This window comes from Nitrobacter sp., from assembly GCF_051535215.1.
In the GTDB taxonomy this organism is placed as follows: domain Bacteria; phylum Pseudomonadota; class Alphaproteobacteria; order Rhizobiales; family Xanthobacteraceae; genus Nitrobacter.
The window spans coordinates 105,577-130,944 of sequence record NZ_JBPPLY010000005.1 but is presented as its reverse complement, the minus strand read 5'-3'; the positions used below and the strand labels follow the sequence as shown (position 1 = coordinate 130,944).

At 62.9% G+C, this 25,368-nt stretch carries 24 protein-coding genes and 1 riboswitch; of the genes, 11 read left to right on the top strand and 13 right to left on the bottom strand.

All coding sequences use genetic code 11. The annotated features are described in order from the left end of the window. Window positions 1-87: 87 nt before the first annotated feature. The 8 genes from scpA to ACS3WB_RS07890 form a co-directional block, all read right to left on the bottom strand. The gene (gene scpA / locus ACS3WB_RS07925; protein ID WP_438275020.1) at window positions 88-2,256 is read right to left on the bottom strand and encodes a methylmalonyl-CoA mutase; all 2,169 of its coding nucleotides are present in this window, start codon (window positions 2,254-2,256) and stop codon (window positions 88-90) included. 4 nt (window positions 2,257-2,260) lie between these two features. Next, complete coding sequence (locus ACS3WB_RS07920) at window positions 2,261-2,725, bottom strand: GFA family protein (RefSeq protein WP_438275019.1); 465 nt, start codon at window positions 2,723-2,725, stop codon at window positions 2,261-2,263. Beyond that, window positions 2,722-4,614: a methylmalonyl-CoA mutase family protein gene (locus ACS3WB_RS07915; protein ID WP_438275018.1), complete on the bottom strand. Its 1,893-nt coding sequence runs from the start codon at window positions 4,612-4,614 to the stop codon at window positions 2,722-2,724. The genes ACS3WB_RS07920 and ACS3WB_RS07915 overlap by 4 nt, the downstream gene beginning before the upstream one ends. A gap of 180 nt (window positions 4,615-4,794) precedes the next feature. Next, window positions 4,795-5,286, bottom strand: a complete 492-nt coding sequence (gene folK / locus ACS3WB_RS07910; protein ID WP_438275017.1) for a 2-amino-4-hydroxy-6-hydroxymethyldihydropteridine diphosphokinase — start codon at window positions 5,284-5,286, stop codon at window positions 4,795-4,797. 8 nt (window positions 5,287-5,294) lie between these two features. Beyond that, a complete protein-coding gene (folB, locus tag ACS3WB_RS07905; RefSeq protein WP_438275016.1) occupies window positions 5,295-5,660 on the bottom strand; it encodes a dihydroneopterin aldolase in 366 nt (121 codons plus the stop codon). Window positions 5,661-5,676: 16 nt separating this feature from the next. Further along, window positions 5,677-6,534 carry a dihydropteroate synthase gene (gene folP, locus ACS3WB_RS07900; protein WP_438275015.1) on the bottom strand — a complete coding sequence of 286 codons (858 nt, stop codon included), beginning with the start codon at window positions 6,532-6,534 and terminating at the stop codon, window positions 5,677-5,679. Window positions 6,535-6,618: 84 nt separating this feature from the next. Then, complete coding sequence (locus ACS3WB_RS07895; RefSeq protein WP_438275014.1) at window positions 6,619-7,026, bottom strand: DUF4332 domain-containing protein; 408 nt, start codon at window positions 7,024-7,026, stop codon at window positions 6,619-6,621. Window positions 7,027-7,030: 4 nt separating this feature from the next. Further along, window positions 7,031-7,252: a hypothetical protein gene (locus ACS3WB_RS07890; RefSeq protein ID WP_438275013.1), complete on the bottom strand. Its 222-nt coding sequence runs from the start codon at window positions 7,250-7,252 to the stop codon at window positions 7,031-7,033. A 333-nt stretch (window positions 7,253-7,585) separates the two neighbouring features. On the opposite strand from ACS3WB_RS07890, the gene ACS3WB_RS07885 reads away from it, so the two are divergent. The 7 genes from ACS3WB_RS07885 to ACS3WB_RS07855 all read left to right on the top strand — a co-directional run bounded on the left by ACS3WB_RS07885 (window position 7,586) and on the right by ACS3WB_RS07855 (window position 15,335). Then, on the top strand, window positions 7,586-9,154 hold the full coding sequence (locus ACS3WB_RS07885) for a helicase HerA-like C-terminal domain-containing protein (protein ID WP_438275012.1): 1,569 nt from the start codon (window positions 7,586-7,588) through the stop codon (window positions 9,152-9,154). A 118-nt stretch (window positions 9,155-9,272) separates the two neighbouring features. Then, window positions 9,273-10,568 carry a glycosyltransferase family 87 protein gene (locus tag ACS3WB_RS07880; protein ID WP_438275011.1) on the top strand — a complete coding sequence of 432 codons (1,296 nt, stop codon included), beginning with the start codon at window positions 9,273-9,275 and terminating at the stop codon, window positions 10,566-10,568. Between the two features lie 148 nt (window positions 10,569-10,716). Then, window positions 10,717-12,123 carry a M20/M25/M40 family metallo-hydrolase gene (locus ACS3WB_RS07875; protein ID WP_438275010.1) on the top strand — a complete coding sequence of 469 codons (1,407 nt, stop codon included), beginning with the start codon at window positions 10,717-10,719 and terminating at the stop codon, window positions 12,121-12,123. 534 nt (window positions 12,124-12,657) lie between these two features. Beyond that, on the top strand, window positions 12,658-13,539 hold the full coding sequence (locus ACS3WB_RS07870) for a hypothetical protein (RefSeq protein ID WP_438275009.1): 882 nt from the start codon (window positions 12,658-12,660) through the stop codon (window positions 13,537-13,539). Between the two features lie 235 nt (window positions 13,540-13,774). Next, window positions 13,775-14,188, top strand: coding sequence for a MucR family transcriptional regulator (locus ACS3WB_RS07865; RefSeq protein WP_438275008.1), 414 nt, complete (start codon window positions 13,775-13,777; stop codon window positions 14,186-14,188). A gap of 147 nt (window positions 14,189-14,335) precedes the next feature. Further along, the gene (locus ACS3WB_RS07860; protein ID WP_438275007.1) at window positions 14,336-14,719 is read left to right on the top strand and encodes a helix-turn-helix domain-containing protein; all 384 of its coding nucleotides are present in this window, start codon (window positions 14,336-14,338) and stop codon (window positions 14,717-14,719) included. After that, a complete protein-coding gene (locus ACS3WB_RS07855) occupies window positions 14,706-15,335 on the top strand; it encodes a DUF6456 domain-containing protein (RefSeq protein ID WP_438275006.1) in 630 nt (209 codons plus the stop codon). Before ACS3WB_RS07860 ends, ACS3WB_RS07855 begins: the two co-directional genes overlap by 14 nt. Before the next feature lie 30 nt (window positions 15,336-15,365). Here the strand turns inward: ACS3WB_RS07855 and ACS3WB_RS07850 are convergent, their stop codons facing one another. From ACS3WB_RS07850 to ACS3WB_RS07840, 3 genes are all read right to left on the bottom strand, one after another. Further along, window positions 15,366-15,794: a SufE family protein gene (locus ACS3WB_RS07850; protein ID WP_438275005.1), complete on the bottom strand. Its 429-nt coding sequence runs from the start codon at window positions 15,792-15,794 to the stop codon at window positions 15,366-15,368. Between the two features lie 211 nt (window positions 15,795-16,005). Beyond that, on the bottom strand, window positions 16,006-16,416 hold the full coding sequence (locus ACS3WB_RS07845; protein WP_438275004.1) for a DUF5330 domain-containing protein: 411 nt from the start codon (window positions 16,414-16,416) through the stop codon (window positions 16,006-16,008). A gap of 9 nt (window positions 16,417-16,425) precedes the next feature. Continuing rightward, window positions 16,426-16,677 carry a hypothetical protein gene (locus tag ACS3WB_RS07840; RefSeq protein WP_438275003.1) on the bottom strand — a complete coding sequence of 84 codons (252 nt, stop codon included), beginning with the start codon at window positions 16,675-16,677 and terminating at the stop codon, window positions 16,426-16,428. A 117-nt stretch (window positions 16,678-16,794) separates the two neighbouring features. Here ACS3WB_RS07840 and ACS3WB_RS07835 point away from each other — a divergent pair, with 117 nt between their 5' ends. Both ACS3WB_RS07835 and ACS3WB_RS07830 read left to right on the top strand, forming a co-directional pair. Continuing rightward, window positions 16,795-18,642 carry a sensor histidine kinase gene (locus ACS3WB_RS07835; RefSeq protein WP_438275077.1) on the top strand — a complete coding sequence of 616 codons (1,848 nt, stop codon included), beginning with the start codon at window positions 16,795-16,797 and terminating at the stop codon, window positions 18,640-18,642. Further along, a complete protein-coding gene (locus tag ACS3WB_RS07830) occupies window positions 18,635-19,285 on the top strand; it encodes a peptidoglycan-binding protein (RefSeq protein ID WP_438275002.1) in 651 nt (216 codons plus the stop codon). Before ACS3WB_RS07835 ends, ACS3WB_RS07830 begins: the two co-directional genes overlap by 8 nt. 238 nt (window positions 19,286-19,523) lie before the next feature. Here ACS3WB_RS07830 and ACS3WB_RS07825 read toward each other — a convergent pair whose 3' ends face one another. Further along, a complete protein-coding gene (locus ACS3WB_RS07825) occupies window positions 19,524-21,617 on the bottom strand; it encodes a TonB-dependent receptor plug domain-containing protein (protein ID WP_438275001.1) in 2,094 nt (697 codons plus the stop codon). A 107-nt stretch (window positions 21,618-21,724) separates the two neighbouring features. Then, a riboswitch (cobalamin riboswitch) is annotated at window positions 21,725-21,921 on the bottom strand. Between the two features lie 206 nt (window positions 21,922-22,127). Next, window positions 22,128-22,829, bottom strand: a complete 702-nt coding sequence (rpe, locus tag ACS3WB_RS07820) for a ribulose-phosphate 3-epimerase (RefSeq protein ID WP_438275000.1) — start codon at window positions 22,827-22,829, stop codon at window positions 22,128-22,130. Between the two features lie 262 nt (window positions 22,830-23,091). Between rpe and ACS3WB_RS07815 the strand changes: the two genes are divergently transcribed. Beyond that, complete coding sequence (locus ACS3WB_RS07815; RefSeq protein ID WP_438274999.1) at window positions 23,092-23,868, top strand: EF-hand domain-containing protein; 777 nt, start codon at window positions 23,092-23,094, stop codon at window positions 23,866-23,868. Window positions 23,869-24,178: 310 nt separating this feature from the next. Beyond that, entirely contained in the window at window positions 24,179-25,330 is a 1,152-nt protein-coding gene (locus tag ACS3WB_RS07810; protein ID WP_438274998.1) for an outer membrane beta-barrel protein, read from the top strand. The last annotated feature ends 38 nt before the right edge of the window (window positions 25,331-25,368 follow it).

Here is a 25,368-nt window from a genome sequence, read left to right as displayed (position 1 = left end):
GTTCACGTTTGGAGTCCGGATCATAGAGAGATGGATGCCCGCGACAAGCGTGGGCATGACGGTGTGGAGAGTTTAACAGACCCCGCGCTACTCCGCCGCCTCGCTATGACCGAGCCGCGCGTTGAGCTTGCGGATCAGTTCCTCGGCGGCGTCAGAAATCACGGTACCCGGCGGGAAGATCGCCTCGGCACCGGCCTTATAGAGCGCATCGTAGTCCTGCGGCGGCACCACGCCGCCGACGATGATCATGATGTCGTCGCGGCCCTGTTTTCTCAGTGCGGCTTTCAGTTCCGGAACGGTGGTCAGGTGCGCGGCGGCGAGCGATGAAACGCCGAGGATATGCACATCGTTTTCCACCGCCTGCCGCGCGGCTTCGTCCGCTGTTGCAAATAAAGGTCCGATATCGACGTCGAAGCCGACATCGGCAAAGGCAGACGCGATCACCTTTTGGCCGCGGTCGTGGCCGTCCTGACCGATCTTGGCGACCAGGATGCGCGGACGGCGGCCCTCGGCGTCCTCGAAGGCGTCGATCATCGCCTGCACCCTCGAAACCTTGTCGGACATGGCGGACGCCTCGCGCTTGTAAACCCCGGTGATGGCCCTGATTTCGGCGCGATGGCGGCCGAACACCTTTTCCATCGCGTCGGAGATTTCGCCAACGGTAGCCTTGGCGCGCGCCGCATCGATGGCGAGCGCCAGCAGGTTGCCGTTGCCGTCGCCGGCCGAGCGCGTCAGCGCCGCGAGCGCGGCATCGACATCTTGCTGGTTGCGTTCGCCGCGCAGCCGTTCCAGCTTGTCGATCTGCAGCCGCCGCACCGCGGAGTTGTCGACTTTCAGCACGTCGATCGGCGCTTCGTTCTCGGGCCTGTATTTGTTGACTCCGATCACCGCCTGCCTGCCGGCGTCGATCCGGGCCTGCGTCTTGGCGGAAGCCTCCTCGATGCGCAGCTTCGGCACCCCGGCTTCGATCGCCTTGGCCATGCCGCCAAGCTCCTCGACCTCCTGGATGTGGCCCCACGCCTTCACCGCGAGATCGTGCGTGAGCCGCTCGACATAGTATGAGCCGCCCCAGGGATCGATGATGCGCGTGGTGCCGCTTTCCTGCTGCAGGAAAAGCTGGGTATTGCGGGCGATACGCGCGGAGAAGTCGGTCGGCAGCGCCAGCGCTTCGTCGAGCGCGTTGGTGTGCAGCGATTGGGTGTGGCCTTGCGTCGCCGCCATCGCCTCGATCATGGTGCGCGGCACGTTGTTGAAGACGTCCTGCGCGGTGAGCGACCAGCCGGAGGTCTGGCAATGGGTACGCAAGGACAGCGATTTCAGGTCCTTCGGATCGAAGGGCTTCATGAGCTTGGCCCACAACAGCCGCGCGGCGCGCAGCTTGGCGACTTCCATGAAGAAGTTCATGCCGATCGCCCAGAAGAACGACAGCCGTGGCGCGAAGCGGTCGACATCGAGTCCGGCATTGAGACCGGCGCGGACATATTCGACGCCGTCGGCCAGCGTATAGGCGAGTTCGAGATCCTGCGTCGCGCCGGCTTCCTGCATGTGATAGCCGGAGACCGAGATCGAATTGTACTTCGGCATCTTGCGCGAGGTATAGGCGAAGATGTCGGAGACGATCCGCATCGAGGGCGCAGGCGGATAGATGTAGGTGTTGCGCACCATGAACTCTTTGAGGATGTCGTTCTGGATGGTGCCCGACAGCCTCGAAGGCGGCACGCCCTGTTCCTCGGCGGCGACGACGAACAGCGCCAGCACCGGCAGCACCGCGCCGTTCATCGTCATCGACACGCTCATTCTGTCGAGCGGGATGCCTGCGAACAGCGTGCGCATGTCGTAGATGGAATCGATCGCCACCCCGGCCATGCCGACATCGCCGGCGACGCGCGGATGATCGCTGTCGTAACCGCGATGGGTGGCGAGGTCGAAGGCGACCGACAGGCCTTTCTGTCCGGCGGCGAGGTTGCGGCGATAGAAGGCGTTGGAATCCTCGGCCGTCGAGAAACCGGCATATTGCCTGATGGTCCAGGGCTGGTTGACGTACATGGTCGGGTAGGGGCCGCGCAGGTAGGGCGCGATGCCGGGCCATGTGTCGAGGAAGTCGATGCCGTCGAGGTCGGCTTCGCAGTAAGCGGGTTTGACCGGGATGCCTTCTGGCGTCAGCCAGGATTCCGCAGATGGTTCGGCGCTGCCGCCGGCGGCGCGAGGCGCGACCGGCTCGAAGGCGACATCGGCGAAATTGGGAATGCGGGTCATCGTCTCAATCATGATCCGGGTGCTGGTGATTGATGATGCTCGCCATCTTCTCCGACCCGTAGTTTTCCATGGTGGTATGGCTCGGCAGGTTGACGATGGTTGCGACCCAGCCGAGGCGGGACTCGGTGCCGTATTGCCGGGTCGGCACGAGCAAATCCGGCCGGTCGAACGTGCCGGTCATGATCTCGATGCACGGACCGCCGATGCGGCTGAAGCTCAACGGCGTGCCGCAGGTCGCGCAGAACGCGCGTTCCGCAATCGAGGACGAGCGAAACGTCGCCGGTTGGCCTTTGGTCCAGCGGAAGTTCTCGCGCGGGATATCGGCGAAAGACGCAAAGGGTGCGCCGGTAGCCTTCTGGCACATGCGGCAGTGGCAGATGCTGATCCGCATCGGCGCGGCCGTCAGCGCAAAGCGGATCGCGCCGCACTGACACCCGCCGGTCAGCGACGGTTTCACCTGCTCGCTCATTGTTGCTCCAGTCGCTGCCAGGCGTCGCTCAGAATCGCGAGAGCATCGACGCCCGCGAAAATGAAATCCTGCACGCCGGCCGACCGCAGCATGGTCTCCAGCTTTCCCGGGCGGCCCGCCAGATAGATATGACCTGCGCCAGCGGCATGTAAGGCCTGCGCGGTGGCGGCCGCATGATCGGCATAGACCTCGTCCGAGGAGCACAGGCAGACCAGTTGTGCGCCGGAGGCCTTGAAGGCGGCGGCGATGGCGACAGTTTCCCCGGCAGGAAGTGGCGAAGGCGGATCAATCGCCTCGATGCCGCCGGTTTCGAAAAAACTCTTGGCGAAGGTCGCGCGCGCGGTGAAATCGGCGGCGCTGCCGAGCGTGGCGAGAAAGACTTTTGGCCGCGCGCCGGTGGACTTCAGCCATGTGTCGGAGCTGTCGCGGAGCTTTTCGAAAGCCGCGGCGAGCCGCATCGGCGTCAGCGCCTCGAAGGTGATCTTTGCGTCGCCGCGGAGCGCGGGTGTGTGCGGAGCGGCGTCGAGAACGGCCGCCGGCTTTTCATGCAGGTTGGGAAATTCGCTGGCGCCGGTGAGCACGTCGCGGCGTTTTGCGACATTGGCTTCGCGTGCGTCGCGCGTCGCGGCGACGTCGCGCTGGATCAGCTTCTGCGTCAGCGCCGCGAATGCGCCGCCTACTTTCTCGATATCCTGAAACTGCGTCCAGGCGATTGCGCAAAGCTGCCGTGTCAGTGTTTCGATGCCGCCCGAGCCCGCCGCCGGGTCGGCCACCTTCGCGAGATTGGATTCCTCCAGCAGGATGAGTTGCGTGTTGCGGGCGATGCGTCGTGCGAAATCATCCGGCAGGCCCAGCGCCAGCGTATGCGGCAGCACGGTCAGGCTGTCGGCGCCGCCGAGCCCGGCCGAAAAGGTGGCGATGGTGGCGCGCAGCATGTTCACGTAAGGATCGCGTTGCGTCAACATCCGCCAGGCGGTTTCGGCGGCGACGAACAATGGTTTCGGTGCGAGGCCGCAAGCCTGTTCGACTCGCGCCCACAACAGCCGCAAGGCGCGAAATTTGGCCAGTGTCAGAAACTGGTCGGCGTCGGCGCTGAGCCGCGCGTAGATCATGCCCCGCGCATTATCGAGATCGATGCCGGCGCTTTCGAGCGCGCGGAGATATGCGACCAGTGATGCGAGGACGAAGGCGAGTTCCTGCACCTCCGATCCTCCGGCGTCGTGGATGACCCGGCCGTCGGCGACGAGGAAGGGGCCGAGGAAGCCCATGGCGGCGAGCTTCTTCACGGTCTCGGCGACCGCCGGAGCGATGTCGTTCCAGGGCGAGGGGCTGGACCCCGATGCCGCGCAGGCACCGAGCGGATCGAGGCCGAAGCGGATATCGCAGGCAGCCGGGTCTACGCCTTTGGTCCTGATGTCGTCGGCAATACGCAGAGCGATCGCGCGCGACTGCGGCCCGGTCTCCAGTTCGACCGAGATTCCTGCGTCGAGAAAAACGCCATCGAGAACTTTTGCGACAGCCTCCGCTGTCGGCGGCAGTCCAAAGCCGCGAGCGCCGATGGCGTCAGCCAACACCAGCGTCAGGCCGGTGGCGCCGTTGTCCAGGTCGTGAAGCGCCTGCGCGTTGGCTTGCGCCGCATCGGGATGATCGATCCGCTGAATCACCTGCCATGGCGCTGGGGCGGTGCGGCCGGGAATCGCGCTCGCGCCTTTCGCGCGCGCATAGATCGGCTCGATCGCGAGGCCGTCATGGGTCTTTGCGATCAGCGTCTCGAACGGCGCGCCTTTCAGCACGCCATCGACCAGCTTCCGCCAGTCGTCCGCCGTAGCCGGGGCGAAATCGGCGGCCAGCGGCAGGTTGAACATGCCATCGTCGGGAGCAGCGGGCATTGATGCGCTCGGTTGCGAAAAAGCCGGTACGCAAAGTGCCATGCGGCGGCCGACAAGCCAAACGATCCTTTAGGAGTGTTTTCGAGCGAAGTGGGGACCGGTTCGTGTGAAGAAAACGCGTCAAATCAAAATCATAGAGCCCCGCTTCTGATTCCATCAGAAACGCGCTCCAGGGTAAGGTCAGTCGAGGTCGGGCAGGCGCTCGATCCCGGTCGTCGATACGGTGGCGAGTGCTTCGGCCGGCGTTCGCCCCGCGATCACGCGATCCGGCGCGATCTCGGCAAGCGGAGCCAGCACGAAGGCGCGCTCGAACAGGCGCGGATGCGGCAGCTTCAGTTCCGGCCGGTTGAGGACGGCATCGTCATAGGCGATCAGATCGAGATCCAGCGTGCGCGGACCCCAGCGGGTTTCCCTGCCGCGGTCGCGGCCGAATTTCGTCTCGATCTTGTGCAGGGTGTACAGCAGCGCGTGCGGGTCGAGGTGGGTCTCGATCTCGATGCAGGCGTTGACGAAGCGGTCCTGATTTTCGTCCCCCCAGGGCGGGGTCGCGTAGTCGGAGGAGCGCGCGACGAGTACCGCCTGCGCCATGCCGCAGATGTTGGCGATGGCCTTGCGGAAGGTCTGCCGGACATCTCCGACGTTGCCGCCGAGCGCGATCAGCACGCTGGCCATGGCGACAGCTAGTCCCTGCCACGGATGAGGGTGATGCCGACGTCGTCGAAGATCGCCGCGATCGGCGCATGGGGCTTGTGGACGGTGACCTTGATCGTGTTCACGCGCGGGAACGCCGTCAGCACCGCATCGGCGACCGCGCCTGCCGCGCGTTCGAGCAGCTTGTAATTGGCATCCTTGAATGCGGCACTGGCCGTCGCAATCACGCTGGAATACGAGACGGTATCGACGAGCCTGTCGGTCCGGGAGGATTCCGACAGATCGGTCGAAAGCTCGATGTCCATCACGAAGCGCTGGCCGACTTCGGTCTCGTGCTGCATGACGCCGTGCTGCGCATGGATCACGAGGCCGCGAATGAAGATCGTGCCGCTCATGGTTGATGATCCCTGATTACCTTCTGGCCTCGATGGCGTGGGCGACGCGCAGCGCCTGCACCGTATCCGCCACGTCGTGCGTGCGGATGATCTGGGCGCCGCCTCGTGCCGCGATCAAATGCGCGGCGAGCGAACCGCCGAGCCGTTCCTTCGGTTCCGACGGCACTACCGTGTCGATGAAGCGCTTGCGCGACGCGCCGACCAGAACCGGAAATCCAAAGGTCCGCAGTTCGTCGAGCCGGGCCAGCGCGATCATGCTCTGTTCCTGGGTTTTGCCGAAGCCGATGCCCGGATCGAGGACGATGTGGCTTGCGGGGATTCCGGCCTTTGCCGCGATCTCCAGCGATCGTTCGAAGAACGCCGCGATGTCGCACATGATGTCGAGGGTGGCGTCGGGTTTGTCGCGGTTGTGCATGACGATGACGGGCGCATCGTGCGCGGCGATCACGCTCGCCATGTCCGGATCGCGCTGCAGACCCCAGACGTCGTTGGCGATGGCGGCCCCGTTCTCAAACGCCCAGGTCACGACCTGGGATTTCATACTGTCGATGGACACCGGCGTGCCAAGCGCGGCAACGGCGGCCAGCACCGGCTCCAGCCGCCGCATCTCTTCGTCGCTCGAGACCGGTTGCGAGCCGTAGGGACGGGTGGATTCCGCGCCGATATCGATGATGTCGGCCCCTTCCGCGATCATGCGGCGCGCCTGCGCCAGCGCCCGATCCAGCGCGATGAATTGACCGCCGTCGGAGAAGGAGTCGGGAGTGACATTGAGGACTCCCATGACGGCCGGGTACGGCCGCGACAGCAATTTGTGCAGCAGTGGATGACGTGTGTCATCCGCTTCAGGGCTGAATATGGAATGTGCCGCTGCCATGCGGTGGCTTTGCGCGGTCCCGGACATGGTGTCAAGGCGCGAAAAGGCCTGTTCGAAACGCCGGGCCTTGCGGAAGGGGTGGGCTCAATAGGTGATCTTGAGCGGGAGCTTGCGGGCCTGCGCGATCAGATCGCCGATCGATTTTTCCGATGGCAATACGCTGACGAGCTTGCGCCTGGTGTTCACGTCCTTCATCGCCTGAGCCAGGCGGGCGGGGTTGCGATGTGTCAGTTCGCGCACCGTGGTGACGCCGGCTGCGCGCAGCAGCTTGGTCTTGCCGTTGCCCATTCCGGGGATGCGCATGTAGTCGGCGAGATTGGCCCATTCCAGCAATTGCTGTTCGCTGAATCCGGTCTTGGCGGCGAGCGCCTTGCGGCCTTTCGAGGTACTGGCCGCCTCCAGATAGGCATCTGTCGTCCTGATGCCGACGGACCTCAGCTTCTTGGCGTCGACGGCGCTCAGACCTTCGAGCTTGGAGATTGGATATGTCATGACGTCAGCAATACGAAGGCGCTTGACGCGAATCGGCGAAGGCCCAACGTGTCGACAGCGCCTGTTCGACGACATCTTTCGCGCCAGTTTTCGTACCGTTCAATGATCGAACCTTGCCGGCCGGATCTTCCTTGCGCTGGAAGTCCATAATCGTACCGACGGTTACGCACGCGACAGCGGCATCGGTGCCAGCTCTCGCGGCACACCGCTCGACCAGTTCGTTCATGGTACCCCGCCTCCGCCGGTTGCTCGCCGGCTCATTGTTTATGATTTTATTTTGCTACTCCTGCGAGGCGAAATACAAGCGACGAGGCCGAACAATCCGCCATTGAGCTTCAATCGCGTGACGAGTGTTGCCGAGATGCAAGACCGGATGCTCGATTCCTGCACAAAACGTCACGCTCGCGCGTCATTGCAGGAGAGGTACACAGCTACGACTTGGTCCGCGTTGGTTTAGTGTGCTGATTTTAAGCGTCGTGCGGCCGTTCGCCGGTTTCATTCAGTACAAAACATGAAGTAGAATAAGACTGCTTCACGACGCGATCACGAAGAGGCGATCATGGCGGAAACCGCGACCGGGATCGGCGATACCGATCACAGCATTTTCATCGGCAAAGGCGAGCAGCCGGCATGGCTGACGCTGGGCCTCGCCAATCGACACGGTCTTGTCACCGGCGCCACGGGAACCGGAAAAACCGTATCGCTCCAGGTCATGGCGGAAGGATTTTCTCGCGCCGGCGTGCCGGTCTTCGCAGCCGACATCAAAGGCGACCTGTCCGGCATCTCCGAACCCGGCGAGGCCAAAGACTTCATCCTCAAGCGCGCCAAGGACATGGGGCTGACTTTCCAGCCCGATCAATTCTCGACCATTTTCTGGGACGTTTTCGGCGAGCAGGGCCATCCGGTGCGCGCGACCGTCTCGGAAATGGGACCGCTGCTGCTGTCCCGCATGATGGATCTGAACGACGTGCAGGAGGGCGTGCTCAACGTCGCTTTCAGGGTGGCGGATGAACAGGGGCTGCTGCTACTCGACATGAAGGACCTGCGGGCCATCCTGTCCTTCATCGCCGAACATGCGGCTGATCTCACGACGCAGTACGGCAACGTTTCGAAACAGACCGTCGGAACCATCCAGCGCCAGCTTCTGGTGCTGGAAAACCAGGGCGGCGACAAGTTTTTCGGCGAGCCCGCGCTGTCGTTGGACGATTTCATGCGGACTGATCGGGACGGCCGGGGGATGATCAACATCCTCGTCGCCGACAAGCTGATGCAAAGCCCGAAACTCTATGCGACGTTCCTGCTGTGGATGTTATCGGAGCTGTTCGAACATCTGCCTGAGGTCGGTGACCCGCCGAAGCCGAAGCTCGTGTTCTTTTTCGACGAAGCCCACCTCCTGTTCAACGACGCGCCCAAGGCGCTGATGGACAAGATCGAGCAGGTGGTGCGCCTGATCCGCTCCAAGGGCGTCGGGGTCTATTTCGTCACCCAGAATCCGATCGACGTTCCGGACAAGGTGCTGGCCCAGCTCGGCAACCGGGTGCAACATGCGTTGCGCGCATTTACGCCGCGCGACCAGAAGGCGGTCGCGGCCGCCGCGCAGACGTTCCGGCCCAATCCGAAGCTGAACACGGCGCAGGTCATCACCGAGCTCGGCAAGGGCGAGGCGTTGGTATCATTCCTGGAAGGCAACGGTACGCCGGCCGTGGTCGAGCGTGTGATGGTGCGACCGCCGTCGGCGCGGATTGGCACGATCACCCCCGAAGAGCGCAAGGCCATCATGGCTAACAGTCCGGTGAAGGGGAAGTACGACACCGCGATCGACTCCGAATCCGCTTACGAGGTGCTCCAGAAGCGGGTCGCCGGCACCGCGGCGACCGCCGATGCACCGGCGGAAGGCGGAATTCTCGGCCAGATCGGATCGATCGTCGGCACCGTGTTCGGTACCAACACGCCGCGCGGCAAACTCTCGACGGGACAGGTGGTCGCGCGCAGCGTCACGCGCACCGTCACCAACAAGGTGGTGGGAGGAATCGTCTCCGATCTCGGCAAATCGGTCGGCGGCTCGCTCGGAGGATCGGTCGGCCGCGCGCTGGTGCGCGGCGCGCTCGGAGGACTGCTGCGGCGATAGCACGCGCCGAGCGGCTGTTCCGCTTCGGCACGGCGCAATGGTGACGGGGAATTTGCAGCCAGAGCGGCTTCTGGTAACGCAGGGCGGGCCGGCGATGCCGCCGCGCCGATAATGGAAAATGCCCGTGTTGAGATGGCCATCGCTCCGGCGTCCACTGGATGTCCTGTTTCTTGCGGCCTGCATCCTGCTGACGGCCGACGTTCTGGCGCCCGAGATCTGGGGGCACGGCAAGACCAAGGACTATCCGCTGTGGTACTGGGCCGGACAGCAGGTTCTCCAGGGCGGCGATCTGTATCCGAAGGGGTCGAGCGAGGGTTTTGCCTTCCTGTATCCGCCGTTGTCGGCGATCCTGCTCGCCATACCGAGCTGGTTCGGAAAAATCCCGCTGTATCTCGGCCTGTGTCTCCTCAATGCCGCCGCATGGTGGATGACGGCGCAGCTTTCCAATGCGATGACCGGATCGGGCAGAACACCTGCTCCGTGGCTTGAGGCCCTGCCGGGCATCGTGACGATCACCTTTGTCTTCGACATGTTCGATCTCGGCCAGCCCAACCTGGTTCTTCTCGCCATGATGCTGCTCGGCTTCCACTGGCTCTGGCAGGAGCGCGCATGGCTGTCTGGAGGCATGTTCGCGCTCGCGGCGGCCATCAAGGTCTTTCCGGTCGCCGTGCTGCCTTACCTGTTGTGGCGCCGCCGCTGGGCCAGCGCGACCAGCATGGTCGCATGCCTCGGTATTTTCCTGTTTCTGGTGCCGGCTCCGATCCGCGGTTTCGAGCGCAACGTTTCCGAACTCACCACATGGTATCGCGGCATGGTGGGGACGAATTCGGAGCAGGGGTTCGGGCAGCGCGATGCCCAGAACTGGTCATGGGTGAACCAGTCGATCATCGCCGTCACGCATCGCCTGGTGCGCCCCGTGAATTACAACCAGATCGATCCGGCCAAACCGGCGCAGTACATGAACGTCGCCGATCTCGGTTACAAAACGGCGAACGGGATCGTGCTGGTCGTCTTTGCCGCGCTCGGGCTGGGCTTCATCGCCATCATTCCGGCGCGCTCGAAGATGACGTCGAGGTCGGCCGCCGAGGAAGTCGGAATCCTGTTCTGTCTGATGACGATCGCATCGCCCCTGGCACGTCAGTATTACTTCCTGTGGCTGTTCTTTCCACTGACGGTGTTGTTGCATCGTGCCGCGTTCGATCCCCGACCGAAGGCGCGGGCGATATCCGGCGCGGCGCTCGGACTGTCGTTTGCGCTGATGGGGCTGTCGCTGCCGTTTTTTCCGAAAATTCTTCAGGCTCTCGGAAACAACCTCGCTGCGACGTTTGTTCTGATCGCGGCCTTGGCGTGGCACATCCGTCGTCCGTTACCGGCGAACGATCCGCGTTCGCTCGTGCCGTCGGAAAAATTTTGAGAACTTGTCCGACCCGCAACCAAGAGCATTTTCCGGTTAAGTGGAATCCGGTTAGCCGTAAGAAAATGCTCTCTATTAATAAGCTGCGCGTATTCTGATCGCAAAACCGGTATCCACTTTTGCGGAATACGCGCTAAAGGAAAACAAAATGTCCGGCACATCGCAACTGCAGACGGTCCTCGACCACATCGACGCAGATTTCGACAACAGCCTGGAGCGGCTGTTCGCGCTGCTGCGCATCAAATCGATCTCCGCCGATCCGGCGTTTGCAAGCGATTGCAAGGCGGCGGCCGATCATCTTGCCAAGGATATCGCGGCGCTGAAATTCGATGCCGAGGTTCGTCCGACGGCGGGGCATCCGGCGATCGTCGCCAAAAGCAACGGCAACACCGGCTCGCGTCCGCACGTCCTGTTCTATGGCCACTACGACGTCCAGCCGGTCGATCCGCTGAATTTGTGGCATCGGCCGCCGTTCGAACCGGCGGTGACGAACCATGCCGATGGCCGCAAGATCATCGTGGCGCGCGGCGCGGAAGACGACAAGGGCCAGTTGATGACGTTCGTCGAGGCCTGCCGCGCCTGGATGTCGGTCGCGGGTTCGCTGCCGCTCGACGTGACGATGCTGATCGAGGGCGAGGAGGAGGTGGGATCAAAAAACTTCGGACCATTCCTCGAACAGAACAAGAGCGATCTTGCCGCGGACTTCGCCCTGGTGTGCGATACCGGCATGTGGGATCCGGACACCCCGGCGATCACCACCTCGCTGCGCGGACTGGTCTATGAGGAAGTGATCATCAAGGCCGCGAACCGCGACCTGCATTCCGGCCTTTTCGGCGGCGGCGCGCAAAACCCGATCCGGGTGCTGACCCGGATTCTCGGCGGTCTCCATGACGACAACGGCCGCATCACGCTTCCCGGCTTCTACGATGGCGTGAAGGACCTGCCGGACGACATCCGCGCGCAATGGGCGAAACTCGATCTGACGCCGGACAGGATGCTGAAGCCCATCGGCCTCTCGATCCCCGCGGGAGAAAAGGACCGTCTGCTGATCGAGCAGCTCTTGTCGCGGCCGACCTGCGACATCAACGGGATCGTCGGCGGCTACACCGGCGAGGGCTCCAAGACGGTGATCCCGGCTCAGGCGTCGGCGAAGGTCTCGTTCCGCCTCGTCGAAGGTCAGGACCCCGAAAAGATACGCGACGCCTTCCGCGCCTTCGTGAAAGAGCGCGTGCCGGCGGACTGCTCGGCCGAATTTCTGGACCACGCCGGCGCGCCCGCGATCGCGCTCGACTGGAACATGAAGCCGCTGGCCGCCGCGAAGCGTGCGTTAACCGACGAATGGAACAGGGAGGCGTTGCTGATTGGCTGCGGCGCGTCGATTCCGATCGTTGCCGATTTCAAGAAGACGCTGGGGCTCGACACCGTGCTGGTCGGCTTCGGCCTGGAGGACGACAACATCCATTCGCCGAACGAAAAATACGACCTGAAGAGTTTTCACAAGGGGATCCGCTCATGGGCGCGGATTCTTGCGGCGCTGGCCGAAGCGCCGCGCTGAAGCGATCCTTATGCGCACGTGAAAAATGTGCACGTGAAAACGCCGCCCGGGATTGGACGGCGTTTGAAGGGATGTGCAGAGGGGTGATGATGTGAGCCTACATCAATTCCATGATCCGGCAAGCCCTGACGAGTTGTGATCCTTGTCGGCCAGCCATATCTTTGCCGCTGACGGTCTGTTCGCCGCCATATCTCGCGCCCGTTGCCGGCGACGAATTGGCGACTGGCGAGGCGCATCCCATGCCGCTATCGTCCCGGCGGGACGTTTTGTGGCGCTCGCGTGGTGGTTCGGAGTTTGCTGCGGCTTGCGCTGCTTTCCGAGCGCAGAACCGGTATCCGCTGTGCGGTCTATGCGCTAGTGGAGGGTGTGTCATTCGCTATTCACCTTGCAGCAACCTGCTGCAGGTGAATGTCAAATTCAAACTCCACCAGGAACTATAATTGCTAGTGGTCCATGGTTCTGACACTCGCAAAAAGAACCTGCCGGAACGGGATGCGAATGTTGGAACCGAACCATTAGTGGCGGAGCTTACGAATGAGAATGCTTCTGGTCGGAGGGATCGGCGTGTTCGTGGCCGGTCTGGTGGCCGCCGCCTTCGGACTCCCTGTCAAGGAGTTCTCCTTCGGCAATACACTGATCTTGTCAGGCACGGTGACGTCCTGCACCGGCCTGATCATGATCGGCCTTTCGCTTGTTATCCGCGAGGTGCGGGGAGCGGCGGACCGGCTGCGCTCCGGAGTGATGGCAGCTGATCGCGGCATTCCCGATCTTCGCGGGCCGATTTTGCCGGGCAGGAGCGTCAGGGATGAACCACCGCCGCCGTGGGATGCGGATCATGGCGAGCCGGGCGCGGAAAGCGATCCGCAAGTCACGTCCTCCGTTCATTCGGTACGCTGGCAAGCGGACATGCCTACTCGCGATCGGATTGCGGCCGCTGCCGCCCCGGAAATCGCTGCGCCGGAGCGCGAATCTTTTGATACGTCCCCGCCATCGAAGCCTCGCCGCAACCTCCTGTTCGAGTCCTCGATGAGAAGGGACCGCGAGCGTGCGATGGTGAAACGCTCCGATCCGGTCGGCCTGTCTCCGCCTGTGTCACCCGCTCCGGATTCCGAGGTCTCGCCCGTGTCATTCGACGATGCCTGGGCGCGGTCAGATCGGTCGCGGCCGGAGCCGGGCAACGTGCCGTCGCCGGCTTCGTCCATGGGTACGCATGCCGATCGTCCGGGCGCCCTTCAGAGCCAGAACACTGTCCCGGTCACGGTGCTGAGATCCGGCGTCGTCGACGGAATGGCCTATTCGCTCTATTCCGATGGCACGATCGAGGCGCAAATGCCGGAGGGCATGATGCGATTTGCGTCGATCGATCAACTGCGCGCCCATCTCGACAACGGGCCCCCTCGGTCATCCCCGAAATAAATTTCGCGCGCTTGCGCGGCGTTCTTGTCATGCCGGCGGCAATCCGCTCATACTTATCATTTAAAGGCAGATTCTGATCGTAGGGCATGCTCCCGGCCCGAAGCCGCGCCCGCGCAAAGTGGAAACCGGTGTCCGGATAAGATCATGCTCAATCGAAAGGATAAGGCACAGTCTGTTGAATCCGACCATGGCCTGAGCGTATCGATGCTGCTTCACGATCCGGAAGACTGAGATCATGAGCGACCCTGCGGGCAAGAGCTTTCTCGACCTCACGGCGGAGATCGTATCGGCCTATGTCAGCAACAACACGACGCCGGCATCGGAAATTCCCGCGCTCATCAGCCAGGTGTATGCCGCGCTGATGCGGGTGTCCGCCGGCCGGGGCGAATCGCCGGCAGAACCGACCAAGCCTGCCGTACCGGTCAAGAAATCGATGACGGCGGACTATCTGATCTGTCTGGAGGACGGCAAACGTTTCAAATCGCTCAAGCGCCATCTGCGGACGCAGTACAACATGAGCCCCGAGCAGTACCGGGACAAATGGAAGCTTCCGGCGGACTATCCCATGGTCGCGCCGAATTATGCAGTCACGCGGTCTCAACTCGCCAAAAACATGGGCCTTGGCCAGCAGCGCCGGCGGCGAAAATAGTGCGCGTTCCAGGTACTCAATGTTAGGAATAATATCTGAATTGGCTCCTCGGGAGCTTTGCCGACGCCCCGTTCTTTGAAAAATGTTATCCCCGGGGGTGGAATGGCCCTATAGGATATGTGAATATATTCCTATAGCGGAGGTTCCATGCTTCTAACCCTTCTGTCCAGGCAGCCGGCAGTCATCCGGCGGCCGCCCGTTCCGGCAAAGCAGATCTGTCAGGGTATCGCGGCACTGGTGGCCGACGAATTCGGCCTCGATGTCGCGAGCGTTATGTCATCGACGCGCGGCTCTCCGCGCACCGCATATGCCAGGCAGGTCGCGATGTATCTGTCGCATGTCGGTTTCGCGCTGAGTTTCGAGGCGATCGGACGCGCCTTCGACCGCGACCGCACCACCGTCTCCCACGCATGCCGCGTGGTCGAAGATAGCCGCGACGATGAGAAACAGGATTGCCGTCTCGCAGTGCTCGAAACGATATGCGCGGCTTTCGATGAAGGCCATGATGGAGCGCCCGATGTCGGCCTCTGATCGCGGCGCCGGCAAGTCGGCGCGGCGGCCGAAGAGACGCACGGCCGAAGCTATCGATCGGTTTCGCGCGCAGCATCTCGCGCTTGCCGAGCGTGAGATCATGACCGACGCAGGCGTTGCGACGGTGATGGCCAACGACAGCGAGAGTCCGCTCGCCTGGCTGGCGCGCCGCAAGGGCCGCGATGGCTGTGCGATGATCAGCCGCGATCAGTTTGCGGCCGGCGAACGGCTGCGCGCCGATTTCACGCGCGGAAATCTGACGCCGCGGGTGACCTCGAACTGGTCGGCGCCGACCGGTGGACGGCCGCGCGGATCCGGAGCAGGCCCTTGCGAGATGACCGATCTGATCGTCGCGTCGCGGCAGCGGGTGCGGCTGGCGATGCAGGCGTGCGGACCGGAATTTTCCGGCCTGCTGATGGACGTCTGCTGCTTTCTGCGCGGGCTCGAGGATGTCGAGCGCGAGCGCGGCTGGCCGCCGCGATCGGCGAAAGTCGTTTTGCAGTTGGCGCTGGACAGGCTGGCCCGGCACTATGGCATGGGGAACGCCGGGAGGGCCGAAGCAAGCGCGCATGTCCGCACATGGCTTGCGAGCGACGCAGTCTTTACCAGCGGGTAGGCCCGAACCAGCGGATAGGCCCGAGCGTTGTCAGGCCGCGTCGGCCAGCGCTTCCCGCGCGTCCCTGCGAATGCGCTCGACCATGGCGCGCAGTCCGTTCGAACGCTGTGGCGTGAGATGCTCGCGAAAGCCCAGCTCGTCAAAGACGGCGATCGCATCGGTATCGAGAATGGCCTGCGGCTTCCGGCCTGAATAAAGCGTCAGCAGGATCGCGATCAGGCCGCGCACGATATGCGCATCGCTGTCGCCGACATATGTCAGCACCGGATTGTTGTCGGCGTCCCGGGCGGTCTTGAGGGACAGCCAGACCTGGCTGGTGCAGCCCTGAACCTTGTTGGCGGCGGAATGTTCGGCTTCGCTCATCGGTTCGAGGGTGCGTCCGAGCTCGATGACGTACCGATAGCGGTCGTCCCATTCCTCGAGTAGCTCAAAGTTGTCCCTGATCTCGTCGATCGTCATTCAGGCCCAGATGTCCATATGTGAGGTTTGCCCGTGGTTCCATCATTCCGGCATTCGAAGAGCGCCTGCTGACACGGCCTGCGAAGGCTGAAATTGAACCGTAACCTATATAAGACGCCCGGCAGGTAAAATCGATACGGGCGCGGCAATCATTGCGGAAATTGTTCCGCGCCTGTGGCGCTCCCGACGATCACTCCGTTTCCCGAGCGCGCTAGTTGGCCGTGACGGTGGCGGGGACCGCAAGATGCCATTCCGCCGCCTGCAGATCCTCCGGCGTCAGCGTGCCATGCAGCGTTTCCCCCGACGTTGCTCCTTCGGTCGACGCCATGGCCCCGATCGAGCCCGTATGGTCGGGAGCGCGCTTGTCGGTGATGATCCGGTACAACTTCCTCGCGCCATCCTGCGCGCGTTGTCCGATCGCGACCGCGGCCTGGCCGCCGACCTCGCAAGCGGCCGGCTGGCGCGTGCAAAACTGACTCATGTCGGAGACGGCCGCCGTCGCGGCCGATACGGCCTCGGAGGCTTTGATCTGAGGACCCTTGTTCGCCTCGGGCGCGTTGTCCCTCGGCAGCAGCACGAGCACCAGCCCGAGCCAGAAGGCCATGCGAAGCAGGAAAAACATGTCGCGTCCCTATATGCTTTTCACACCGTTGCGTTGAATTCCGCAATCTGTCCCCTCCCGTATCAGGCGGTGCTGAATCCCGGGTGTGTCCGCAGTCTTTCCCGCGAAGAAAATCATGCGAGCGGCGGTGGAATTTGATTCGGCGTAAATTTTCGATTGATGCGCCGTCCACGGCACGCTGGAAACCTCGCGTTCACCATTCTCGTCGAATGCCGCCGTGGATGAGCGGGAAAACGGCATCCGCGCGCGTTGTTTCGTCACGGACCGGACCGCCTTAGCGTTCGCTTAAGTTCACTCTGACACGTTGCGCCAACGAAAATGGAGGCGTTCCGGCGCGTCTGGTACGACGTCGGCCGAAGCGCGAGCGACGTGACCGCATTGACCCTTATCCAGGACTGTCTCGACGCCCTGCTGCATCCGTCGGCGCGATACGATGCGTTGACGCGGGCGCGTCATCGGGCGTTCATGGGCCCGCGTCTCTTGGGAAGCCTCGTCGCGTTCGCGGCGTTTCCGGTCTATCTTGCGATCCGGGGTGCACCGACGGCGCTGGAAGTGCTGGCGTTCGCCTGGCTCGTCGTTCCGATTCTGCTCGCCTATTTCCTGTCGCGGACCGGCCGTTACGAAGATGCGCACGTGCTGTCGTCGATCGCGCTCGCTGGCCTTGTCATGATGATCGCGATCGCGACCGGAGGAATCGGATCGTTCGCGGCGATCTGGCTTGCCCTGATTCCACTCGAAGCGGCGCTGTCCGCCTCCCGCCGCGTTATCGGATTCGCATCGGCGCTTTCGGCATCCTGCGTGCTCGCGCTGATCGCGATGAGCTACTTTGACGCTCTGCCGCCCCTCGACTCCGGCGCGACGGCGCACAGCGTCCTGATGGCGTCCGGCATTGCGTCCGCCACGCTTTATGCTGCCGGAATTGCGTTCAGCGCCGAGGCGCTGGCACGCACCGGCACTTCGCTTCTGAACGTCGAGGAAGGTCGCTATCGCCTGCTCGCGCGCAACATGAGCGACGTGATTTCGCGTCACCGGCGCAACGGCTCCGTGCAGTTCATTTCGCCTGCCGCGGAAGTCCTGCTCGGCGTGCCATTATCGGAATTGCGGGACCACGGTCTGTTCGAGCGCGTCCACGTGGCCGACCGCCCGGCCTATCTCACTGCGCTGGCGGCGGCTGCGCTCGGCAACGACGCGCAAAGCGTCGAATTCAGGCTCAGGCGCGAAACCGCGCGGGGTCCGCAGCGAGAGGCGCGCAATCCGGCGGACTTTATCTGGGTTGAAATGCGATGCCGTCCGCTCGAGCCAGTCTCCGCCGCAACGATCTCCGATGAACCCGAAGTCGTCGCGGTGATGCGGGATATCACCGAGCGGAAGCATCAGGAGCACGCGCTGGATCTGGCGCGAGCCGCGGCTGAACGCGCCGACGCCGCCAGGTCCCGGTTTCTCGCAACCGTGAGTCACGAACTGCGAACGCCGCTCAATGCCATCATCGGTTTTTCGGAGATGATGGTGCAGGAGGATGCTCTGCTGCTCGATGCGGCACGGCGCAAGGAATACGCCCAACTCATCAACGATTCCGGCCAGCATCTGTTGTCGGTGGTCAACAGCATTCTCGACATGTCGAAAATGGAATCCGGAAACTTCGAGATCGTGCCCGAGCCGTTCGCGCCGCGTGAGATGCTGCTCAACTGCGGCAGTCTGCTCGCGCTCAAGGCCCGTGACAACGGCATCGAACTCGTCACCCGCGTTCCGGAGGATTTGCCGCAGATCACAGGCGATCCGCGCGCGTTCCGGCAGATCGTTCTGAATCTGGTATCGAATGCCATAAAGTTCACCGAGCGCGGTGGGCGGGTCACGGTCTCGGCCCGCGTTGAGGGATCGCGCATGATGCTGTGCGTGATGGACAACGGCGTCGGTATCGCCCAGGAAGATCTCAAGCGGATCGGCGATCCCTTCTTCCAGGCTGGGAAAACCTACCAGCGGCGTCACGAAGGGACCGGACTCGGACTGTCGATCGTCAAGAGTCTCGTCGCCTTGCATCGGGGCGAGATCGATGTGCAGAGCAAGGTGGAGGAGGGGACCACGGTGACCGTCATGTTGCCGCTGACGTTCGTGTCCGGCGTCGGCGCGTCCGAAGCCGAACCGACATCGGACAACATCGCGACGCTGACGCCGTCGCCGCGTCCCGGAAAACAGGATCAAGGTCATCGGGTGAAGAAGAGTGCCTAGGAAAGCCGTCGGAGGAGATGCGATTCGGCCACGCCGTCGCAGTGCGAGTGCCGCGAGAGGCGAAGCTGACGAGGAACGCGGTTTCGCCCTGCGCATTCTGCTGCACAGCCCGAAGGACCTGCTTGCGGGGTCGCTTGCCTTTGCCGCCGTCGGCGTCATCGTCGCCAATGCCATGTTCATGCAGGCCGGTCATCATCCATCGCCGATGTTCGGATCGGGCGGCGCGACGCCCCTGACGTTGCCGCAGGCCAATCCGCTGCCGCGGCCCCGGCCGGTCGAGGCGGATACGGCCAGCGTGCGGCCGGCCGAACCGTCCGAAGCTCCTTCCGCCAGTCCTGCCCAGCCGGCTGCGCCGTCGCGTGCGGCATCAGGGCAGGGTGCGCGTTCGCCGGCGCCGGTCGCGGCTGTGCCGCATGGCGATCCCGTTGCCGATCTTATCAACGCGACGCGCCGCATCGCGACGGTTCAGCGGACATTGACCGAATACGGCTACGGCCAGTTGAAGCCGACAGGAACGGTCGGGACCGACACCCAGGCCGCGATCCGGAAATTCGAGCAGGCTCGCCGGATGCCGGTGACCGGTCAGATGTCAGATCGCCTGGTGCGCGAACTCGTCGCCATGACCGGACGGCCGATCGACTAGAGTCTTTCACCGTTTCATGGAAACGGTGAAAGACTCTAGCTTCTTGATCTGACGCGTTTTCTTCACGCGAACCGGATTCCACTTCGCTCGAAAACGCTCTAGAGCGCGTGGGCTACTTCGTCATTGCGTGGCGTCGTGAACGACGAACCCGGAAATCCAGTTATCGATGATTCTCGGATGACCGGATTTCCCGATACGCAATCGACAATCGTGATTGCCGCCGATTGTCTTTCGAAACCTACCGCACTCCGTAACTCGCCACCCGGATGCCTCCGAAAATCCCGAGGCCGGGCGCGAGGAATCCCGTCGGGTTCTGGTAACGGCGGTCGAAGAGGTTATCGACTCGTGCGAAGAGCTTGACCTGGTCGTTGACGGCATAGTCGCCGCGCAGGTTCACGAGCGTATAGCCGGGCGCGACAATTCCGGAAGCCGAGCCGTCGCGCGTGACGTCGATCCAGTTGCTGACACGAAGCACCGTCGCCGACAATGTCAACTGATCGAGGGGGAGCCATGTCGCCGTCACGCTCCACTTGTCCTTGGGCCGGCGCAACAGTTGCAGGCCGGTAGCAGCATCGACGGCGCGAGTGAAGGTGTAATCGGCGCGGATGCCGAAACGCCCGGTGATCTGCGCGGAGACGAACGTTTCCGTGCCTTCCGTGGTCGCGCGGTTGACGTTCACCAGTGAGGTGAATGTGTCATTGTAGTCGATCAGGTTGGTGAGGTCGTTATGGAAGTAGGTCGAGCCGAACCGCACGCGGTCGTTGAACAGAGGCTGCTCGAAACCAGCGTCGTAGCCCGTGCTCTCTTCGGGTTTCAGGTTGGGATTGGCGAAGAAACCGAAAGCCGGGTAGTCCTGATACAACTGACTCAGCGACGGCGCCTTGAATCCCGTGCCGTAGCTCGCCTTCAGTTTCGTCTCGGTGACGGGAAGAATGACCGCCGGCGCCACCCGGTAGGTCATATGCTCGCCGAAGCGGTCGTTGGAATCTTCGCGGACATTCGCGACCAGGAAGAACCGTTTCGCAAAAGCCGATTGCAGTTCGATGAAGCCGGCCTTGTTGCCGTTCTGGGCTGTCAAGTCGGTGGTCTCGATGCGATCGGTCTGTTGCTCGGCGCCGACGATCAGGTTGTTGTCACGTGCGATCTCGGCCACCGCGTGCCAGTCCAACTTGAGGCGTTCGCCGGTGGTGATTGCCCCAACCGGATCTCCCGGACTTATGTCGTAAGCCCTGCTGTTGGTGTAGTTGACGCCGAAGTAGTTTTTCAAGCGTCCGTCGAACAGCGACCACACGGCCTCTTCGCGATTGAACAATTGCTGAACGGCGTGCGTGCTCTGCGCGGCATTGGGGAAACTTGGAAATCCGCTGTCTCCGGTGAACAGCAGTGTCGTGTCGATATAACGAACCACCGAATTGACGGTCAGGTTTTCATTGAGGTCGACCCCGAGCTTGGTCGAATAGGTCTTGTTGTCGTAGTTGTTTCCGATCGCCTTCCGCCCCGGCGGCAAAAGTTCCGGCGGAGTCACGGGAATATCTCCGGCATGGAGATGGGCGACATTGACCGCGTAGTTGAAGTTCTGTTCGGAGCCGCTCAATCCGAGCGTCTGGTTAAAGGTATTGAACGAGCCCGCCTCGATCGAGGCCGTGGCGCGCGGCGGCCCTTCTCCTTTCTTGGTGACGATGGAGATGACGCCGCCGATCGCGTCGGAACCGTAGAGCCCGCTCTGCGGACCGCGCAGGATTTCCATCTGCTGGATGTCGGCTGCAAGAAGATGCGCGTAGTCGAATGCGCCATTCGAGTTGCCGACATCACCGATGTCGATTCCATCGAGGATCACCTTGGTGTGGTTGGCGTTGGTGCCGCGCATGAAGACCGAGGTCTGGGCGCCTGGTCCGCCGGCTTGTATGACGTTCAAGCCGGGGACCGTGTTCAGGATGTCCGGAACGGTGCGGTGTTGCTGGGTCTGGATATCCTGCTCGGTAACGATGGTGAGCGTGCTTGCCAACTGGCCGGCTGGCGTCACGATTCCCGTCGGGCTGACCACCACCGGCACCGTTGCGCCGGGCGCGGCAGCGTCACCGGCCGGAAGTTGTTGAGGAGCAGCACGCACCGCGCGCCGCGAATGCGATGCTGCGCGGTGGGCAGGCGGCGGCGCATCCGCGCTTCTCACCGGCGGGGGAGCGATCTGGATTGGCGGCAGCAGGTTGGGCGAGGCGGATTGCTGCGCGAGGGAAGGCGCATTCAGGCCGATCGATCCCGCGGACGCGAGGAGGGCGGAGGCAAACAGGCTTCTGCGATTAAAGCTTTTGCGATTAAAAATGGCGGCGGACATGAGGAAACCTCGGCAGACGGCGGTGGCACGTCACAGCGAACGAGGTTTCACGAAAGCCCTGCGGCCCGGTGAAGCGGATGTCTGTAGTCCCCGACCGACATCTTCGCGTGTGACCACGGCTGACGGCAGGTCTCCTGGCTCGCGGATCGTGACCTTGCGTCGCCTTCCCGGGACCGAGATTCCCCAGTGGCTTGTGACGCAGATTAGCCGCTTACAGTTGCGGGGGCAGCCGTGGCGTTGGGATGATCCCGCACCACGTTCCCTTTTGATCTCCCAAGGGAGAACCGTCGTCGATCTGTTTGGAGGGGATCAAAGTCGATGTCAATTGACGGCGCGGTTGCGCAAAGGCTTTTCCCGTTGACGTTGCATATCCGCAGCACGACGGGGAGTGGTGCTGATCTGCCCCGCTTCCATTTTTGAAGATTGCCGACGTGAACAAGCCCGCCTGTTCGGCGGGCTTGTTGTTCGGCCATGGCCGGGAGTGATGCGCGGCCGGTACAGGTGTTTGCGTCAGACCAGTTCGCCCCGCGCCGCGGCGGCGGCGTTGCGGATCGCGTCCATGTTCGCCTTGTAGGATTCCATCGTGCCGCCCTTGAACACCGCCGAGCCGGCCACGAAGGCGTTGGCGCCCGCGGCGCCGAGTTCGCCCGCGACGTCGGGTCCGACCCCGCCGTCCACCTCGATGTCGATCGGCCGCCCGGCGATCATCGAACGCAGGTCCCGAATCTTGCCGACCGCTGAGGGAATGAATTTCTGCCCGCCGAAACCGGGGTTGACCGACATCACCAGCACGAGATCGACCATATCGAGCACGTATTCGATGGTGGAGAGCGGCGTCGCGGGATTGAGCGTGACTCCGGCCTTCTTGCCGAGGTTGCGAATAGCCTGCAGCGAGCGATGCAGATGCGGCCCGGCCTCGACATGAACCGTGATGTGGTCGCAGCCCGCCTTGGCGAAGGCTTCGAGATAGGGATCGCAGGGCGAGATCATCAGGTGGGCATCGAAGATCTTCTTCGTGTGCGGACGCATCGCCTTGATGACGTCGGGGCCGTAGGAGATGTTCGGCACGAAATGGCCGTCCATCACGTCGAGGTGGATCCAGTCGGCGCCCCCCTGATCGACGGCGCGAACTTCCTCGCCCAGCTTCGAGAAGTCCGAGGCCAGGATCGACGGTGCGATGACGAGAGGACGCGGCGCAAAAGTCTGAGACATGAACGTTTCCGGGAGTTTCTGCAGGGCTTGAGAGAGCCTCGCGTAACATGGGCCGCGCCCGGGGGCAATGCGCGGCATCGACTGATCGGGATGACGCGGGCGGCGGCAAGTTCTGCCGCGGACGGCATGTTCTGCCCCGGTTTCGCCGGGGCCTTTTGCCGAAACTCCATATTCTATCGGCTTTCCCAGGTGGCACGGCATTTGCTCGACTTGTTTCCGAAACGGGATTGCGCCGCGCGCGGCACGGATCGGGAGCTTGGCCATGCTGTTTGCCTTAGGGGCCGTGTCGTCGGCGATCGAAGCCTTTCAATCACTGGCGTCCTCGGCTTCCTCGAAGGTCAAGACCGGGGGCGGGCAGCCCGCACCGGCGTCATTCGATCCGGTCAGCGGCGCTGCGAGCCCAACGGCTTCATCGGGCTGCGGGTCGAAAGCCTGCATCTCGCCGGCCACCATGAGCGCCTTGCTTGCAGCACAGGGACAGTCGTCGGGCGCGCCAAGCGCCAGCGCCTCCGCTGCGTTGCAGGATCTGTTCTCGCAGATCGATGGCAACGGCGACGGCCGGATCAGCAAATCTGAGTTCGAAAGTGCGCTCGGCGCCGGCGGCACCAATCTGGCGCAGGCTGACGACGTGTTCGGCAAGCTGGACACGAATGGCGACGGCTCAGTGAGCCTCGACGAGATGTCCTCGGTCCTGAAGGGCGCGGGCGGACACGGTCATGGCCGCCATCACCATGTCGCGAGTTCGGATGGCTCCGGCAGCGCGGACGGATCGAACGGTGCCGGCGGGGCGAGTCCCGATTCACTGCTCGCGGCGATCGACTCATCCACTTCAACCACCAACAGCGACGGATCGGTCACCACCACAACCACGCTCGCGGATGGAACTCAGGTGACGCTGACGTCGCCGCCATCCTCGCCCCCATCCTCGTCGACATCAGGCACCGCATCATCGTCCTACAGCCTCATGCAGCAGGTGATCCCGCGCGAAGCCGAGGCGATCTCCTCCGCAGCCACTCAATCGCTCTCGGTCAGCGTCTAGGGTCCCGATTCCGAAGTTCGCATACCCTTGCAGCAACCTTTGATGCGAACCGTGTGGTTTAGGTTCAGAAGCTCGCTTGACGGACTCGATTGGGCATGAAGCGAACTTCTGAACCACCACACTAGCTGAAAGCCGAGTCGGGATAGCTGCGCCGCGGTCGGGAAATCCGGAAACCGTCGCTGTTGTGGCCCGCAACGGTAGCCATGGGTTCGCCCCATCCGTATCACTGCGCAGTCGATGCCGATTTTCATCATCCGATAACCATACGCGCCAAGTAATCGTTTCCTCTGCGAAGTATTGCGAGGAGCGTATGTATCTACCACAAGTATTTCTGCCCGCCGGCTGCCTCGGCCTCATCGGCTCCCACGCGTCCGCTGAAGACGACTTTACCGCGTCGTTCCGGTTGCGCGGCGGCTTCGATTCCAATCCTCAGTTTTCGAGCGGGCAGGGCAGCGGCAGCGCGTTCGTTGCTGCCGACACGGCATTGGCGGCGGGAACGAAAGCCGACGGCTATACGCTGGGCGTCGCGGCGGAAGCCGGTACGGTGCACTACGCCCAGCCGCTGTTGACGCCCTCGCGTGGCGGCAAGGTGATCCTGCGCGGTTCGATCGGCGACGATGATCTCAAACTGGATTCCACATCGACCATTGTCGACACCAGCACCTACAATCTGCGCTCGACCGATCTGATCCAGTCGGTCAGGGCTGAGGCCCGATACAAGTCGATCAAGTTGTTCGCGACCGCGGAAGGAGGCCGATCGAGCCTGAACCAGACCAATGCGATCTTCCAGGACTTTCTCCCCGATCCGCAGCAATACCTGCGGGGCACGCTGATCCCCGGCATCAGTCTCGTCAGCGGCAAGTCCGAACTCGGGGCGTCGGTGAACCTGTCGGTGCGGCACTATCTGCAGGAGTTCGACGTTTTCGGCTACCGCCGCAACAACGAGAGGGTGCAGCCGTTTCTGTTTGCGAAATATCGAGGCGACGCCGTGACTGCGTTTGTCTCCGTTTCGCGGTTATATGGAACGTGGCACGATCCGGATTTCACCAACGTCGATCGCACGCTGTTCGATGCAAGTTTGACCTGGCGCGCAGCGCCTTTTCGAATCGACCTGACCGCGTGGCGCCGCGCTGGCGAAACCACGTTTCCGATCTCGCCGATGACCATCGATACTGCGTATTCGGCGAAGGTGTCCTGGACCGCGGAACCGAAGGTGACGCTGGCGGCTTCGGTCGGTTATGCTGCGTCCGACTATCTGGACTCGCCGTTCCATGCGCGGACGCTGACCTGCGGCGTCGGCGCGTCCCGCGACGTTGACGATGATCTGACGCTCGGTATCGACGTCGCCTATGCGAAGGGCTCGCTGATCTCGGGCGATGATGTGAACGCGCTTGTGGTCACCTCGTCGATCACCAAGCGCTTTTCCGCAAGGCCGCCGGAGAAGAAACACGCTGGCGTGTAAGCTGCCGCGCGGACGGGGGTCAACCCGTCCGCTTTTCC